This is a genomic window from uncultured Acinetobacter sp. (assembly GCF_947626835.1).
In the GTDB taxonomy this organism is placed as follows: Bacteria; Pseudomonadota; Gammaproteobacteria; order Pseudomonadales; family Moraxellaceae; genus Acinetobacter.
Map to the genome: position 1 here is coordinate 1 of NZ_CANQTS010000043.1, position 18,214 is coordinate 18,214.

General features: G+C 35.8%; 9 protein-coding genes. All 9 read right to left on the reverse strand.

Going from position 1 to position 18,214, the window contains the following annotated elements; genetic code table 11:
* Positions 1 to 377: 377 nt before the first annotated feature.
* The 9 genes from Q0Z55_RS11935 to Q0Z55_RS11975 all read right to left on the reverse strand — a co-directional run bounded on the left by Q0Z55_RS11935 (position 378) and on the right by Q0Z55_RS11975 (position 18,017).
* A complete protein-coding gene (locus Q0Z55_RS11935) occupies positions 378 to 2,132 on the reverse strand; it encodes a hypothetical protein (RefSeq protein WP_297428993.1) in 1,755 nt (584 codons plus the stop codon).
* A complete protein-coding gene (gene dpdK / locus Q0Z55_RS11940) occupies positions 2,104 to 2,652 on the reverse strand; it encodes a phospholipase D-like domain-containing protein DpdK (protein ID WP_297428997.1) in 549 nt (182 codons plus the stop codon). Before dpdK ends, Q0Z55_RS11935 begins: the two co-directional genes overlap by 29 nt.
* Positions 2,653 to 2,662: 10 nt before the next feature.
* Positions 2,663 to 7,150, reverse strand: coding sequence for a protein DpdJ (dpdJ, locus tag Q0Z55_RS11945; protein WP_297429000.1), 4,488 nt, complete (start codon positions 7,148 to 7,150; stop codon positions 2,663 to 2,665).
* Positions 7,151 to 7,879 carry a hypothetical protein gene (locus Q0Z55_RS11950; RefSeq protein WP_297429003.1) on the reverse strand — a complete coding sequence of 243 codons (729 nt, stop codon included), beginning with the start codon at positions 7,877 to 7,879 and terminating at the stop codon, positions 7,151 to 7,153.
* Positions 7,880 to 7,883: 4 nt separating this feature from the next.
* A complete protein-coding gene (gene dpdH, locus Q0Z55_RS11955; RefSeq protein ID WP_297429006.1) occupies positions 7,884 to 11,033 on the reverse strand; it encodes a protein DpdH in 3,150 nt (1,049 codons plus the stop codon).
* Positions 11,030 to 11,926 (reverse strand): protein DpdG, encoded by an 897-nt coding sequence (gene dpdG / locus Q0Z55_RS11960; protein WP_297429009.1) that lies wholly within the window; start codon positions 11,924 to 11,926, stop codon positions 11,030 to 11,032. The genes dpdH and dpdG overlap by 4 nt, the downstream gene beginning before the upstream one ends.
* Position 11,927: 1 nt before the next feature.
* Positions 11,928 to 14,387 carry a protein DpdF gene (gene dpdF, locus Q0Z55_RS11965; protein ID WP_297429012.1) on the reverse strand — a complete coding sequence of 820 codons (2,460 nt, stop codon included), beginning with the start codon at positions 14,385 to 14,387 and terminating at the stop codon, positions 11,928 to 11,930.
* 109 nt (positions 14,388 to 14,496) lie between these two features.
* Complete coding sequence (dpdE, locus tag Q0Z55_RS11970; protein WP_297429015.1) at positions 14,497 to 17,493, reverse strand: protein DpdE; 2,997 nt, start codon at positions 17,491 to 17,493, stop codon at positions 14,497 to 14,499.
* A gap of 14 nt (positions 17,494 to 17,507) precedes the next feature.
* Entirely contained in the window at positions 17,508 to 18,017 is a 510-nt protein-coding gene (locus Q0Z55_RS11975) for a VUT family protein (RefSeq protein ID WP_297429019.1), read from the reverse strand.
* Positions 18,018 to 18,214: the final 197 nt, after the last annotated feature.

Sequence of the window (18,214 nt, forward strand, 5' to 3'; positions counted from 1 at the left end):
GTTTACGCATTAACTTAATTGCTGCACTGGTAAACCGAATAAACTTGCAATAACCACTTTCGCAAGAGGTCTAATATAGACTCTCGTTCTTAAGCTATATAATTCCGTTAGTACTAAATAGTTTATTCCATCCCGGTTCACATTAAGTTTTTTTAACTTTAATTGTATTTCATCTATTAAATTTATTATTGATCTTGCAATCAAAATTGAACTTTCATTATTTATCATACTACATTACTCCATTCCAAATTTAGGTTTGAATACAGTTATTCAATATCTATATTTTAATAGTTACCATGTGTATTCAAAGAATATTTCTCTTGATTATCACAACACTATCAAGGCATTAGAATTTGTCTTTAGTTTAGATTTAGAAACTAGGATTTGAGTATCATCTCTTCAAACTTCTGCAAAGATACCGATTTATTCATATTAGGTATCTGTTTACAAACCTCAACAATTTTAAGCGCACGAGGGCGTGTTAATGCAGAACCTGCCTTTTCCCAAAGTTCAATTAAACTTGCCAACATATGTTCATCATATTGATGACTCACTCGCACATACTGCCAATATTTAGACAAGGTATACGCTAATGAAAAATCTCCAGGATAATGTTGTTCATCTTCAACGATTAATGACAACATCACTGGAACCGTTTTTTCGTGCAGTTTAAAGCTGTTTTGCATCAACCAGTCAACTAAAATTGGCATAGCATTTCTGAGTAACAGCAAACGCTTTCGATCTGAGATATTTAAAACTTTTAACCATTGTTGTTCATCAAAACTACTGATAGGCCATAATTCACTTTCATTTTGTAAACGTAATAACATCTGGTCAGTGTTTATTTGCCGATTTATTAATATTTCATCAAACCACTGTTGCCAGTGGTATCCTAACTTTTGATTGCAATAGGCACTAATTCTCTCCCAAATCTTAGAAAAATAGGCATTTTTTTCTACTTCAATCCGAATATGTGGCGGTGTTTGTTCCAAACATTGCCAATATTCTTGCCAATATTGTGGTGCAAGTTGCGCACAATGTTTTAAATATGCAAAGACCTGTTCCGTGCTATTGGGTTTGGTCAAATGCCAAGTTTTTGGATCATCAGTTTCCGAAACAGAAGATTTTTTTTCTACAAAATTTAAAACTTTTGCACACCATTCGACATCGATAAAACAAGGTAACTGTTCAAAAAAATGATGTTTACCCATTAATACAGCACCAATAAACCATTGTTGCCACTGCAAAAGATGCTGTTCATCTTTTTTAATTTCAGGCAGTCGATTAAAAATCGATTTAAAAGGTCGATATAGCTCTTGTAAAGCTTTAACATCGGTATATGGTGAAATTGTGTCATCTAATAATTGATTTCCACCCACTGCAGTTAAGGCATCTAAAATGGCGCACAATACAATACTTGGTAATAAATCATCTAACAAATCTTTTAACTTAGTATGATTTAATAAAGTTTCCCATTGCTGTGCAATGGCTAAAGTTTGTACTTGTAAAAAAATCAGGTTTTTTTCACCTAAACTGGCATTGGTTTTAATTTCGTTAAAACATAACTGTACTGTTTCAATATCTCTTTCTTTTTGTGCCAAGTAAAAATCTCGTAAAATTTTTCCTACGGGACGTTTGTTTAACTGCACAATCTGTGGACGATGATTTAAACTATGAATCACTCGATTAACCAACTCAAAATTTAAATAAATATCCTGCGCTGAAACTGATGGTACATCTGCCGCTAGAGTATTAGATTTATTACGATAAAACTGTAAGCGCACGATACCTGCAGGAAATTGTGACAGTAAAACCTGCTCCGCTACTTGATCTGAATGTGAGGTTTTGATGATTTGGTAGCTTTCAACATAAGCTGTCCCAAGTGCACTATATAAAATTGAATTGAGCTCTGTCAGTTCACGTAAATCTGTTGCACCACCAACATACATCATAACAGGTTGATCAGCATAAACATAAGGCAAAGCAAAATAAGGTTTTTTTTGTACAATAGGAGATAAAAAAGCCTTGAGCACCTGTAATTTCTCTGGGTTGTAGTTATCATGATGGATACGCTCTAATCGAATTCGATTAGTGTCAAAAAAGTCACTCACCCATTTTGGATAATACAACATCTTGTATTTTCTCCCATTGCGTATATTTTTTAAACTCAAGAAGAGATTCCGAAATATTTTTTGGATCAGTATTCAGGGTGACTACCTCATCATTTGATTCCACACCTGAATAAGTCAAATTAAGTGAACCTTCTATCAATCCATCCTTAGAAATTACGCCCTTAGTGTGTAGTTTATCCACACAACAAATTGATAAGCCTTCATGTTTACCCAATTGGTAATATAGAGCTGCTAAAAAAGGGCTATTAATAGGGTCTCTACGAATCACCATTTTAAGTGCTACACCTGCTTGTACTAACATAATCAGCACTTCACTAAAACGAATATAACGTGGTTCAAATTGAGGGACTAAAGCATTCCATTGATTAGCTGTGTTATCGATGAGTTCAAAATCTGTGACCCAAGGAGAAACTATCCATAATTCATCTTTATTAAACAGAGTGCCTAATAGCAGCGTGGTAAACACTTCTTTAAATTGACGCCTACCAAGTGATTGATTAAGATATATTTTTCTAGACATATTACAACACTCATTGCACTGCTTCAGGTAATTCAAATCTGATCATTGTACCTTCATCCTCATAGGATAAACCAATGACACGTGGATATAGCCATAATCCATAATATTCAATATGTTGTTCTTGCAGTAACAGCATCATCTTACCTATCGTCATACCACATGCCTCTGTATAAATAACGTCAACAATGCCGTATTGGGCTAAGCTTTTTTGTACCGTATTCAAATTACCATCAAATATAATTTTGTTAATCTCTTCAGAAAATAGCTGCTTGACTAACAAGCGATCTGTGAGATGTTTAGCATTAAATTGATTATAGAAACTCAGCTCAGAGTCTCGTACTACTTGCCCCTTGGGCCATAAAACACTCTGATAACTACAATGTAAATCAAAAATATCTTCTGCAGTTTTAGAGCGACTTTGCCTGTGAGCTGCCGTATGAGTAAATAGGTTTAATGCCCATTCCAAACCTGTTTTAGCTTCTAAATCGGCCCATTGTTTTAATAAGTTAAGTATATTTTGATCTGAATCTGTATGACTACCCGGACGTAACACCCGAGAATACAAAAGATTTAAAAAACTTTGGCTTAAAATAAAGCCTTGTTGTGACAATTTTTCATGTAAAGCATGATTGGCTTCTTTACGTTGATGATGATCTTCTGCATGTCTAACCTGATTGAATAAGTGCTGTAATGCCTGAGATTGTGGTAATCCTTTTAACAGCTTATATAAAGAGGCATCCACTTGCTCATATTCGCCTGCTCCTAAATGTTTCATAAAGACATTTAAAATTCGGCGTGGATCTTCCATATATAAATCGGCTAAATTGGCAATAATGCCACAGCCACCTTGTTCCGATTCAGTGAGCCAGATATTTACTCTATCCTCTTTATGCTCGATATCGACCAAAACCGCACGTTCATCAGCATCATTTAATAAGGTAAATAAAGTTTGATTACACACCGCAGCTAAAGTGCTTTCAGTAATTTTACGTGCATAGTCTAGTAAATCTGGCAATTCTGTTATAGGTTGCCAAAGTGCAAGAGCAGCTTCACTGATTTCGTTAATCACACTCTGCTGTTTAAACAGTTCAATTAATTCGGTTTGTAATTTTTGTTCGCTGTCATCATTTTCGATGTCTGAGTGGAATAAACTATACGGAATATTTTGTAAAACAGTTTGTCCTTTTACCGTAGCCAGTTGATTGACTGCAGCACGTACAATTGAATCTGTGGTTTCAGGCAAATCAGTTATCTGAGTTGCTAATGCCGCCATATAACATTCATATACCCAATTGGCTTTAAAAACATTATTTTTGAAACTCTTCGACTGATTTAAGCGTTCTTTAAACAATAAAATACGCAGAGATTGTTGTACTTTTTCCGCTTCTACAATACGCATCATATCTGCTTTGGCAATTTCAAAACTAAAGCAAATACCATCTACCCATTGTTTTGCTCCAACGGCCACTTTTTTACCATTTTTATGCCAGATAAAATCGATATGACGCTGATCTCCACTTTGAAAATCTAATGTAGATTTCGTGGTATGGCTATAACGTATAACCTCAACAGGACTTGCATTTTTATGCAAACAAAATTTAATCTCTTTCAGATATTTAGACCAAACCCCTTGTGGTGGTTCCTCAACAAATTCAGAAAAATCTTGAAAACTTGCCAACCATTCAACTACTGCATTACTTTTATCTTTTAACCTAAGTTTATAGTCTAAAACTTTGCTACGAATTTCTTTTGGTCGGTACAGTTCCAATAATTCTTGATCATCAGTTAAGACTGTTCCCTCATCATGTACATCGTCCCCAAATGCATCGGCAATTTCAAAGATATATGCACCATCAAAAACTGCAGCATTAAAATCTGAGGGGATTAACCAATCGCAACTATCCCATTGAATGGCATAACGTTTGGATAATCTGCCCGGTGCAAATTCTCTCATGCCTTGGTAAAAGCTTAAGCTTTCCCATTTAGTATGTTGCCCACGAGCTAAGCCTATATTTACATCAGGTACATTTAAATCAGCAAACAGGGCTTCGGGAATATATTCAGGTAATGGGGAACGTGCTTTGGGTACGCCTGCCCACTGTACATTATTGACGCGCCAATGCGTTTTTAATTGACGTAGCATCGTTGGAATAACCGAGAGCATAATCGAGCGTGGCGATTCCCACAGTAGTTGTTCAACTACATCATCCTCAATTTTTAAAGCATATTTTAAGTAGACTTTAAATTTTTGTAATGTGCTCTGATCATCTAGCATTTGCTCTATTTTGTTTTGCACCGCAATTACCGCATGTCGTGGCATAGTGCTGTTATATTGCTTAGGAAATTTAAATACGTTCCAAATCGATTTATTGTTTAAATTCACCTGTTGGCTTAGCCAATCTAATAACACCAATGCTGCTTGCATTTTTTGGATATGGCGGTTATCTAATGGCAAACTACGGCGTTTAATCTGCGGATTCATTAATTCTTCATAACGCTGAAAAGTGTAACGGTCACGTCCAAATTCTGACAATACCACAATCAGCCAAGGGCGCATTTCTCTCGATCGACCCGCTCGCCCTTTACGTTGTAAAAAAGATGCCACACCCCGAGGTGCTTTATGTTGAATAACAGCCCCTACTTCAGGATCATTAAACCCAACCTCTAAAGAGGCTGTTGCCACGATAACTTCAGCTTGTGTATCTACACCACTGTCTTGGCTTGAGGTTCGCCCTAAAAGTGCACGATCCTGATTAAATTGATGCCCAATTTGACTAGCAATCCGCCAATCTTGACCAAAAGTAATTTGTTTGTACTTACGTTTTTCTTCGATGTCATGATTGGCACGTAAATCTGCCAATGGTCTTTGCTCGGGATTTGCAACCAAATCACCATATCGGTATTTTAAACCTTCCGCATCGACTAAAGCATGAAATAAACGGTTATTAATGTCTAAATCATCAGTAAAAATAAAGGTTTTATTTCCCCATACCCCTTTGGATTTTTGTTGCTTATTATCTAAAATACGCTTAGTCAGCATACTGGTTTGAATGGTTGTTGATAGCAATGCTGTTTGTGAAACAGGGTCTCCACGCAATAGTAGAATATACTCAGCGCCTTCATCGACCATTTCGTCTCGGGTAGGTTCTAATAACACCACTTGATTACTATAAGCACCAATTAACGTAGCAAAGAAATTTGCAGCATCACTCAAGGTAGCAGACAAGCCGACAAAATGAGGTTTAGCTCGGCTCATTTGTAACCAACGTCTGAGCAAATAAGCCGTTTGTGCCCCTGTTGTACCTTCATAGGTGTGTACTTCGTCCATCAATACCATGATGGGTTTTGCTGCATGATCACCAATACCATAAAGATGTTGCAACTCAGGATTCACCATCTGTTGATTTAACATTTCTGTTGTGGTGAATAAAATATCAGGTGGCGTAAAACGTTGTTTGTCTCGCGTGAGTAGAATTTCATCATCTCTGACTATAAAATTACATTCACTACAGCATAATCGTTCAATATTGTGCTCAACATCTCCTAAACGCCATTGCATTTTTCCCTTACAACCTGCTGTTGTACAATGTATAAATTCAAAATTTCCTGATGATTTTTTTTCTCGACGCTTTTTAATTTCATCTTCTATTGATTTTGGCGTTAAGCCAAACATCGTGCCTATGCGTAATTTTCGCCCAAGCTTTTGTTGCGTATAAGCATCTAATTCTCGACATTGTTTCCAAGTTTCATAAAACTGATCTTTTAATAGTTCTTGTCTTGGATAAATCGCCAGAATTTGTACACCTGACGCTTTTGCATGGCATAAATGATCGACAAGTGCAGTTAAACCCGGCAGATAAAAAGACATGGTCTTACCACTGCCTGTACCTGCACATACAATACTACCTGTAATATTGGATGATTTTTTATTCTGTAATTGTCGATACTCGCTTAATATTCGAAATAAAGAGCGTTCTTGGAAACCCGATAAATTAAATTGATCTTTTAACAAACAGTCTAAAATGGGACGTAAACTTGAACCAAACTGTTGAGTGACTTGTTGCTTAATGACATCCGCCTGAAGGTCACGCCTTGGATAACTGCGCGCACGGCGCACAAAACGGAAATCTGATACCAACGTTTTGCTATCTTCAAGTTTTTTGTTCCAAAACAGTTGTCTCTGTAGTTTAAACAAATGCACCGATTCCGCCATACGTGTACGGTAATAACCCGTGTTTGTCATCACATGATCAGGATGTGGGATTTCAATCAGCATGGCTCTTTCATTAACCATACTTAAGAACACATCTTCTGGTTCAAAAAAACAGCCATATTGATTAGCAAACTGCTCTACCATTTGATTAATGGTGATCATGACCTCGTGTTGGGTGAAGAAACCCGCCGTATCCCCCCAAGACAGCATCTGTATTTCATGTTCTTCAAATTTATCTAAACATGCTTTTAATAGTTCATTATATTTAGGATGCTTAGAGGTCATTTAATTATCCCATTTTAGTTGTACAGTAAAGTTTTTTAAATGATCATTCTCATATAACCATTGATATATCTCAGGTGTCATATCACTCAAATTCACAATAGCTGTGCTCGAACCATTAAGACGCTGTAAAAACATTTGTACAACTTGAGGCACATCAAATCGCATGTCTGCTCTTAATGCAGTCAATTGCTTACTGATGTCCTGTAAGCTCTTGAGATCATCTACATATAATGGCAAGGCTTTACTTTTGCTATCAAATTCCTTTTGTTTCGCCACATAATCTGTATAGACTTTCACTTGCCCCGGGATGTGTGCAACACCATTTAATAAAGTTTTTTCAACAAAAAATTCTTGCTTTAAATTCTGCACATATTGTTGCCAATATTCGTTCAAAGTTTGCTTAAAAGCAGTATGACATCCCTCTAAATATTGCAGCAATTCTGCAAATTTTTTATCCTCACGTAATTGCTCTTTATCTTTTTGCCAAATATTTTTTACCTTTTTTAACACTTCTGATAGGTGAGTGAATTTATCATCTAACTGATGTTCAAATCCGACTTGAGTCTTAAATACATGATAAGTCTGTGCCAATTGTTGAATCGCGAATACATCTTGTTCGAGATTATCGAAAATTGCCTGACTTGCCTGAATATTTACCGCCAAACTTTGAATGTTTAAGTTGTTATCAATCTCTTCAGCGTAGGCTTTAATTTGTGTCATTAAATGCATAATTTTATAGCCCTTCTACTGTTAGTTCTAAGTGATCAAGTAAATCTGTCACTTTTTGACGTGCACGATCTAAACTTTCTACACCATTATTTTGATTGTCTGACTGAATTCTGGCATAGCTTTTTTGATAAAATTCTTGCCAATAACTCAACAGCTGTTTTACATCTTCTAAATGCGTCGCATCAATGCGTTGTACATTTTCAACCACTTTCTTCCAATCAATACCATGTTCTGAATTTAAATCAGCTAGAAAGGTAACGATACCCTTAATCATTTCCCAACATGCTGTCTGATCTAAACGTTGAATTAAGCTAATAAAATCATTTGCATTAGGCAAAATATTACTATGACTTGGATAATGCTTGCCTTGATCTCTGACTTTTTCAATGTTTTGCTTCATCATTTTGAGCGCTTGGCTATAGGCTTCTTTGGTACCAAAATCGAACTGAGCGAAGATCGTTTGTAATTTGCGCTGACCATTTTCAAAAGGTTGTCTAAAACTTGAAAAAATACTAAAAACAGACAAGTCTCTATCAATTTTTTTAAACAGATCAACGGCCAATTTACCTTCATAAACGTGATCATTTTGCGAAAACACATCTAACCATGTTTTACGCAATGTATCCCAATGCTCTAAAGGCTTTCTTAATTCTTCAAATAAGGCAATTTCACCAAAATATTTTGCTTCTTCCGCATTGAGTAATTCTTGCGTATTAAGCAACAGAGTATCTAGCCTTTGCTGCGCATTTTCATCATTTTTCCACACCCCCAGACGATAGGCTGCTTCCATATGACTTTTTAAACCAGATTCAGCTTGTGTACGCATTTCTGTAATAAATAACTGTAATGCTGAAGGTACCCAATGCATACTAAAATTCTGATAAATCAAGTAGTCACGGTAACCATCAGGATAACTCCACGCTGTAAAACCCTTTTGTTTTGCGATAGCATTACGCAATAAAGCAGAACTAATACTTTGGATTTCAGCTAAAATCGCTTCATTTTTTAAATCTTTAAATTCAAAAAATTTTAAAATACTGCCCGGCAAATTTGCTTGTGCATTCGGAATTTCAATATAAACTCGGTTATTAGATGTACGAATTTTAGCTTTAAAAGCTGCGGATAGATTAAAACAGTGTGGATCTGTATTCACATAAAGCGTAAACATTTGCTCTAATTCTTGACGTAGAGTTTTTGCGGTTTCCTGATCAAGCAATATGGGTTTCGTCGGTTGTAACCATTGCTCTAAGACCTGATCGATATGATTAAACTCGACTTGCAGAGGATCTATTTCAAGTGTAGAAACTGTCTCGTGTAGTTTTTCTGATACTGTTTTTTGTGATGCTGGCTGAGCGACTTTGGATGTTTCAATAATAGATGGTGTTACACTTTGAGGTTGATGAACCCGTGATGTGCCTTTGAGCTCGTAGTGTTGTAAAAACTCTGCAAAATCTACTAGTCCAAAACCTGATGCAATACGGTAATCTAAACGAACAGCCAATTCATCAATTGAGCGACTGTCATAGCCCCAAATCGCTGCAACTGCATTACAACGTGAAGGGTCATCAAATTGATTTAAATGACCACGTACATTTGGTGAAAGCGTAATTTCGGCAAAGTTAGCAAACGGAAATTGATTAGCTTCAAATTCGGCTTTATTTTCTTTTAAAACCCGTAAAATGATTTGATTCAAAATTTTACGTGGATTAAATTTAATTTGATTATCTTCAACACAAAATTTATTGGCTAATGCCAAGATCGCATTCGCATTAAACGGAAAAAGTGGAATATTTAATTGAGTACTAAATCCATAAGCTTGTACAGATTCATCAATATCTGCTTGTGCCCAAACAGGTGGCCAAGCTTGCCCTACGTGCGTTTCCCATTGTTTTAATAGCTCAGCACCACCAAAACGGGCAGCATTTAAATAACGTGCTACAAATTCAATAATACGTTGATTTAAAGGCTCACCTTCTTCAACTTGGTCACTAATATACCATTCATATTGCGCACGTGTTTTAATTGTGCCTTGTCTTTTTAAATAACCTGCATAACCATCAGTTACTGCAATAGCAGAACGCACAACACAAAGTTCTTGTTCACCTGCGGTCATGGATTCTTCTAATAAGCTGTCAATCAATACATCTTCAATTGCAGAAATTGCAGCCATATCTTCAACTAAAACCACAAGCGTTCGATTATGTTGTTTGAGAAGACGGCGAATATCCTTAAATAAATCAATAAAGCTACCACTTGAAAAGCTAAACAATTGTTGAAATAAGGCTTTATTGGCATCAGAAAGAATATCATTTAATACTGAGGCTGCTTCTTCACGCGCACTTAATACAGTATTTAATCTTGCATCTTTAATATATGTACGTGCGCCAATGGATAAATCATCCGTATTTAAAGTGAAATCTAAATCATCTGCATATAATTGGTAGTTATATTCTGCCAAATCAAGCGCAGATGCACCTGCAGTCAAACGCTCTGCAAACTTATAAATACAATGTGTCGGCTGTAATAAAAATTGTTTAAAATATGGATCAGTAATTAATTCAGCTAAGCCTTTATTTTCACTAGTATGTGCCTTAATTCTTCTGATTTCAGCTTTTTCTTGATCTGACAGTTGTTGCTTTAATTCAGGGTGAAGTTGGAGTTCTTGAATACGATGATTTAATTGCTCGCGAAGTTTACCTAATTGTTGCGACATAAATGTTAGTAACAACTCTGCCACATTCTTTGTCGATAATTGCTCGCCTACAGTACTGATATTTTGTCTAGCTTTATCAAATACTTCACCTTCTAAATCTGCCAATAACAGTTCTAGCACTTGTCTTAAACTGGCATTTTTAGGAATTCGCACAATATGCCATTGTGCACATTCGGGCTTTAATTTCAGTTGAGCATCAATCCAACGAATCAGATGTGATTTACCAACCCCTGAACGACCAATAATGGGGATTGGTCGCTCTGTTTTTAAAAAGTCATTTAATAAATCTTGCTCAGTTTTAGTTTCTGTTGTTTCACCAATGCGACTAAGTCGCATCGGTTCATGTACTGCCAATAATACATGCTCAGGGAGTTCTTCTGCTTCTGTACGAATACATTGTGCAATAAATTGTTCATTTGGCCAAAAGTTTTTTAAATTCATGCCACATTCCTAAAGCTAATTGTACTCACCATTTTTACTGGCATACCTTGTGGCAATACCAATTGCATCGCCATACTGTCATCTGATTTTCGGTCAAATTTAATCTTATTCATGAGTTCTAAACGTAATAGTGCATGGCTTAAAGCGGCACTTATTTGATGCTGTTGCTCAGACGCAGGTTCTCGCAGAACATCCGCCAAATATGCTGTAAAAAGTCCCTGATTAAACATTGGTAAATACTCAGCCAATTGATGTAAGAATGTCTGAATAGGAAGCGTTTGTTGTTCAGCAAAAATAATCTCTAAATAAGGTAAAATTGCCCGTGTAGGATCTAAAATGTATTGGTTTGGCTGATCTGGTTCTAAAAAGCCCAAAAATTCTGCCCATTTAATAAAATGCCCTGCTTCATTTGACTGGTTTACTACGCGTTGTAACATGGCATATTGATTTACTGCAGAAGATACATTGGATGAACTCCCTCCAGTCAAGCGATCACCCCCAACAAACGTATAACGGTCTTGTTGGATGAGACAACTTAGCGTCAATATGAAGGGCTCAACGCCACCACCCTCAAAAAATGTTTGTGGATTGTCCGTAAGCGCGATGATTTTCTTTAATAGTCTGAATTCTAGGCTATGTTTTTCACTTTCAGGTTGAGAAAAGATCTGCTGGTTTTCAGTATCTAACCCCCATAAGCCAAGTTTCAACCAAAAATCGAGATTTTCCTGAAAACGTTTGGCTGCTGTATCTGTCTTAGATAACGTTTCTGGTCTAAGGTGCTGTTTTAATTTTTCAATCGTAATAGGTTTATCACGATGTTTTAATAAATATTGATCAATAGTAGACAATATCAAAATACTACTGCCGGGATTGGCATTGTTTACAATTGACATTTTATCTTCCTCTATTTGAAAAATCGTTCAAGCTTTGGCTATTCGGTTGAGTTTCCCACCACAAGCGATGCCCATACTTTGAATCTGCTAAGTTGTCAGGTGCGACAATAATTTGTAAAGGAGTTTGTTGTATGGTTTGCAACTGTGAAAAATCTTCTGTGGGTAACACCAACACCAATTCTGCAACACCAATTGCTGGCTCATCAAAGGCAATGCCTGCCCAAAATGGCACTTGTGTGATATTTTCCAATAAGGTTAAAGTCTCTCTAGATGCTCGTATTACACCAACGATTTTCTGATTGAGTAAACGTTCAATCCATATCTTCCATTCTTGTAAGTACAACTGCTTAACCTTTGAGCTTATTGGCTTATTTGCAGGATAATAAACAGACTTAATCTCATTAAAAAGCCCATCATATACAAATTGTGACTGATACACTTCCTGACCTAAAGTGGGTGTAAAAGCATCCTTATCCTGCATTTTGCATCCCGGACACCCCCCACAACTTTTTTCAGGTAAATTACCATCCAAACTATAAAAATGTTGTAGATAATCACATAACGGCTTTTCAGGTTGCTGTAACCAGTCTCGTAATTTCTGTAGTTGTAAACATTGCTGGCGCTTTTCAATTTGTCGTTGCTGTTCAATATCTTTTTGCCAAATCGTTTGATTGGCATGGGTATCTTTTAATACCTTAATATGAATGGCATGTTGATAATCCTCTTGTCCTTTTTCTAGCTCTTCTGCTGAGGCATTTTCTGCTAATTCAGGCTTTGGCATATAGTGTAGTTGAATAAAGCCTGCGCGTTGCATTAGCAACAAAGTACGAATATTCCACGCCAAACTGTAATCCGTTTTCTGTTTAAGATCCGTTTTAAAAGAATCTAATGCAATTTTCATATATTGATTGTTTTCAATGCTGTAGTTTTGACACATCGCGAGCCAATTTTTATACCCTTTTTCAACACTGATCAATTTATTTTCGGCAAGATTTTCAGCAACTTTGATTTGTTGTTCATGATAAATCAGCCATGATACACATGCTGCCCCGTCACGACCTGCACGACCTGCCTCTTGATAAAAGCGATCTATATTTTCTGGTACGCCTGTATGTAAAACACTATGCACATCTCTTTTATCCATACCCACACCAAAAGCGGAGGTAGCAACCATAATATCAATATCGTCCTGTTTCCATTTTTCAATCAATCTTTCACGCTCTTGAATTTTCGTGTCACCATGAAACAACCCCACACGCGATAAACCTAAATTTTGCAAGCACTGATACCAATATTCGGCATCCTCAACTTTAATGCTATATAAAATAATAGGTCGAGGTAATTGCTTTAAACAATCTAAAATGTGTTGTGTATGCTCTGTCTGGTCTTTAGATTTTAAAATATTAAATTGAATTTCAGGTCTAAGAAAACCACCATTCACTGCAATAAATGGACTTCTTGAATCATCAAAAAGTTTTTTTAACAAATCCCATGTACTTTGCGAAAAAGTAGCAGACATTAAAATTAAACGTAATTTTGTTTGATAGCTTCTTAATGAGCGTACCAAAGCAGATAACAATTGAAATTCTGGACGAAACTCCACGCCCCATGTATCAATTAAATGTGCTTCATCGACAAAAATCGAATCCAATAAGTTATTTTTTGCTAAATCAAAAAGTTGTGCTTTTAAACTGGTAATTGCAACTTCAGGCGAACAGAATAGAATACGTTGTGTACCCGCATTCAGACGCTGCCGTATTTGACGTTTTTCTTCTGCATCTAATTGACTATGCCAAACATAGCTACCACGATGATCTAAATTAAGTTGTGCTAAAACTTCTTGCGCACGTTGTGCTTGTTCGATGCCTAAACCCACAGTTGGTACAATCACTAAAATCAAGCGCTGCTGTGCTTTCATAACACTTAGAGCATGTACTAATAATGTTTTACCGCAACCTGTAGGTAATTGAACAAAGATAGTGCTGTTTTCATCTGAAGATAAAATACTACGCACAGCTTGGCGCTGACCCTCACCGTTGTAATGTTCAATATTAAACTGTTTAAACACAGGTTTTAGCATTGGGTCTAATGGCAAAGCACGAATAAAGCGTCGTACACGTTTTTGATAAACTTCAGGATATGCAATTTGAGCATTGATCAAACTAAAATGACCATGACGATCTTGTTGTATACCGACTGTTGAATTAATCTCAGCGGATAAACGATCATCAAAAAAATTTAGCGTCCCGTACAATTGACCATTTAAATTAACGCATGCAAGCACATCACGAATTCCATATGCTAAATCTAGTCCCGATGCATTTCTATCCATCAGAATATGCTGTAATCGCTTCAAAAATGGATGACTAAAAGTGGTAGATGCTATGTGAGGTAAAACAGCGTGTGGTTCTTTGATTTGTGAAATAAAATCACTCCAAATCTCTTGGCTTAATGCCGGCATGATATTTACCTCTATATATTTGTATCAGGATGTATATCAAATACATCCTTTATATCTATTGTGCTAAACCAATATGTATTGCTGTATGTATTGCTATATGTATAAGCAATTAATTACTAGAAAGATAAATTTGAGCGTGAACACTCACTAAAATAAATTGAAGTGATTGATCTTTATATCTCTCTGTTAAAATTGCTTGGGCTTGAACTGTTGTATCCTTGACCCAATTTTCCCATTGCGTTAAAGACAATGAATTTTTAAGCACCGACCATATTTCTGGACGTAGATTTTTTTCATCTAGCAAACCCTTCAAGCGTTCATCTTCATATGGCACAAATAAAAATTTGTATAACGGATGTGTTTCTAAAATTTCATTACCTTTAAAATTTAACCATATTTTTTCAATATGTGGGCTAAACAACTCATCTGCGACCACAGGGTTATTTGCCTGATGTTGCACTAACCAAGAACTTTGAAAAAAGATTTGTGGTTCTGGCAACTTATGTCGTTTAAACACTCGCAAAATCGCACTGCTTGCCCCACGTCCATCTTTTTTAAGTAAATTAAAAATAGAATCGACAAAAGGCTGCCCATAACGTAATGGATAAACATGACTACCATCTATGCTTAAAAAACGTCTTGAAGGTGACATCACATGGGTTTTTAAACCCTCGGTATAATCCATCCCCATCAGACAATTTTTTAAAAAGCTCTGTATATCTAGTAAAGTCCGACTATCATTTTTATCAGTTTCACGTTTAAAGCCTAAACGGAATTGTTGAGCATCCAGAGTATATTTTTTAAATCGTAATGCCTTAATCATCCAATCCAATAATGCCTGTGCATCTTGCTCAGCGGTTTCATCAGATTGAATAATTCTTTTGGCAAAGATTTCCGCTAATTTAACTTGATCATCCATATTCATCAGTTCTTCTTGAGATCGAACTTTTTTCAGTTCCATTTCAATAAAACTATTTGGGTTTGAATCTTGATAATCGCCTAATTTATGTTGTAAGCGTTCAAATGCCTGTACTCCCTGCTTTAAACTGTCTTTCCATGTTAAAGCAAATTGTTCTTCTAACACATATTGTAAGCTTGCGATGGTTCTGTTAAAAATGCCTACCGCATCTACCAAAACATTAACCCAACTTTGGAAAATTCCCTGATACTCAGGCAGCAATAACCAACTTTCAATCGGCAAAATACCTTTTACACTGGCGGAGTAACGATTCACTCGCCCTAAGCGTTGCTCTAAACGGCTAATTGAATGGGTCATCGCATAATGAATCACCAAACGCTCTTTACCCTGTAGATTTAAACCATCCTCTCCCTTAGCATCACATACTAAAACACGAACATCTTGATTATCTTCATTAAATTTTAGCGTTTCTCGTGTTGCATTGTGCTCTACTACATCGCCAAATTTTTCTAGCAACAGTTGATATACCTGTTTTGATAGCTCATGATCATCTATAAATACAATGATTTTTAAGGCTAACGATTTTTGCAATGCTTGGTAAATCATTTCAACCAGCAATTGATCTTTAGCTTTTTGCTCAATACTCGCTTGAGTGATGATTTCTTGCAAATATTGTTGCTCAAATGCTGTTGCATCATTTAATGCGTGTTCACAGCGTTGAATGATCATTTGTGGACTGATCATAAAGTCCTTAAACCATGCGAGATACTGCTGTTCATCTTCAGGATATCGTTCTGCTAGGTATTCTAGGAGCAGATGCTCTAATGATAATTGCCCTGCTGCAATTGACCATTGATATTTAAATGCACCCGCTAAACCGGGAAATAAAACACGTAATCCTTTGTTATCACGTCTGTTTCTTAGCATTCTTTCATATAAACGGTAATGTTCACCAATATATTGATTTAATTTTTCAATGAGTTGATTACGCTCTTCATCATCTTCATCTCGACCGTCTAAAAAATCGACCAAAGGTTTTAGCTCTGCAATGAGTTGATGTAGTTGTTGGTCTTCTAAAAAATGAACATTAAGTTCGTCTAAAATACCCTCAATATTTGTATTATTATTTTCAGCAACTAATGCACCTCGTATTCCACCTAACCATTCGCTTTGCTCAATAGCTTGTTTGAAGTTTTGAATTCCTTTTTCATCAAGTTGATAATGTTCTGGACTTAAACAATGTAAGATGGATAAGAAGTTTTTTTCATTGCCATTTAATGGCGTCCCTGATAACAATAATACCGACTGTGCTTGTTCACACAAATGAACCAAGCGATGATACGCCAATTGTTGATTTAATTGATTACCCCATGCCCAAGCCGCAATATGATGCATTTCATCAACAACGATCATGGTTTGATGACCATTGTCTTTGGCTTTCCACTGACAAAAATCTTGATAACCAAGAATCTCAATATTAGGATGACTATTGTCTTCTGAGCTCATCACATCTTCAAGATGAAATCGCCTACTCAATTCTGTATGCCATTGATGCACTAAGTTATCAGGCACAATCACTAAAACGTACGCGTTTTTTTGCAAATTTAAAACATGATTTCGAATAAGCACACCCGTTTCAATAGTTTTACCTAAACCAACTTCATCGGCTAATAGATACTTTTGAACTGGGTCTTGTATTACTCTTTTGACAACTGCTAATTGATGTGCTTCTAATTCAATACTACTACTTAGAATTGCACCAATTGAACAGCAACTTGCACGTTGATTAATATAAGCTTCTATAAATTTTTCACGTAAATAATAAAAGAACGGCGCATCATTGGCTTGTACACTTAAAAAACTGACGGGATTCACCCATTCTTCCTGTGTGTTTAACACAAAAATGTCTGCTAAGTTAACAATTGCTTTTTCATTTTCACGTATCACTAATAAATGTTGATGATGAGTATATTCACCAATATAACGCGCACGTTGCCAATAACCATCTTTAGCTAAAATATATACCACTTGTTCCGAGTATAGATGATATTTTTTTAATTCATTTATTTTGAATTCTTGTATATTCGAATGCGGTTGTTGTGGAGAATGGAAAAATGCAACTTTACAAATTTCTTGATTAATTACATCGATGATTTTACCTACACCTGAAAATTGTGTAGATATCACTAGATTCCCCAAAATCACACTTGCTCCTTTTTATCTCTTAAAAACTTAGACATTAAATTATTTAACAATAACGTCCAGATAAAACCACCCACAAATTTCGCTAACCATTGCAAAACAAAAACATAAGGATTAAATACACCAAAAGCTATTAATGGAAAAATAAGAGAGTCTGTAAAACCACTAAAGAAGTTACTTGTATTACTTCTTTTTATCCATGTACCTTTAGTCTTATGATATACATAATAGTCTACAAAGCATGATACAACTATAGCTACAAAACTAGCTATAGCAATGTTTTTACTGTCAGCATTTATTAAAAAAGAAATAATACCAGCGAGTACAACAATGCTAAGCATCCTTATTTTACTTAAAGACTCGTGCATAACATCACGTAAGACAAGTTCAGCTCCTATCAAAACAAATGCATTAAGTGGTGTCACCCATAAACCAAAGTAGGTCGTGCTCAAGTTTGCTGTAACAATAACTAGTACATAAAAAAAAGGAACTAGGATAGAAATATTCAAAGTTTCACCATTCCAAAAGTCTCATAATAAATTATAAACTTCTACAAAAACTAAATTGTTAACCCCCATAAAATATAATTATCTTGATTAACCCGAATCATGGATAAGACATTCAGTTGAAAAAAAAGATGACTGAGTTGATAAGTGAGTTACGACACAAACCATTCAACTAGCCATCCTATGTTCGAGTTTACAAC

Excerpts from the sequence above, each read along its gene's own strand:
- Q0Z55_RS11935 (WP_297428993.1), bottom strand. The coding sequence starts at position 2,132 with ATGTTGTATTATCCAAAATGGGTGAGTGACTTTTTTGACACTAATCGA.
- dpdK (WP_297428997.1), bottom strand. The coding sequence starts at position 2,652 with ATGTCTAGAAAAATATATCTTAATCAATCACTTGGTAGGCGTCAATTT.
- dpdJ (WP_297429000.1), bottom strand. The coding sequence starts at position 7,150 with ATGACCTCTAAGCATCCTAAATATAATGAACTATTAAAAGCATGTTTA.
- Q0Z55_RS11950 (WP_297429003.1), bottom strand. The coding sequence starts at position 7,879 with ATGCATTTAATGACACAAATTAAAGCCTACGCTGAAGAGATTGATAAC.
- dpdH (WP_297429006.1), bottom strand. The coding sequence starts at position 11,033 with ATGAATTTAAAAAACTTTTGGCCAAATGAACAATTTATTGCACAATGT.
- dpdG (WP_297429009.1), bottom strand. The coding sequence starts at position 11,926 with ATGTCAATTGTAAACAATGCCAATCCCGGCAGTAGTATTTTGATATTG.
- dpdF (WP_297429012.1), bottom strand. The coding sequence starts at position 14,387 with ATGCCGGCATTAAGCCAAGAGATTTGGAGTGATTTTATTTCACAAATC.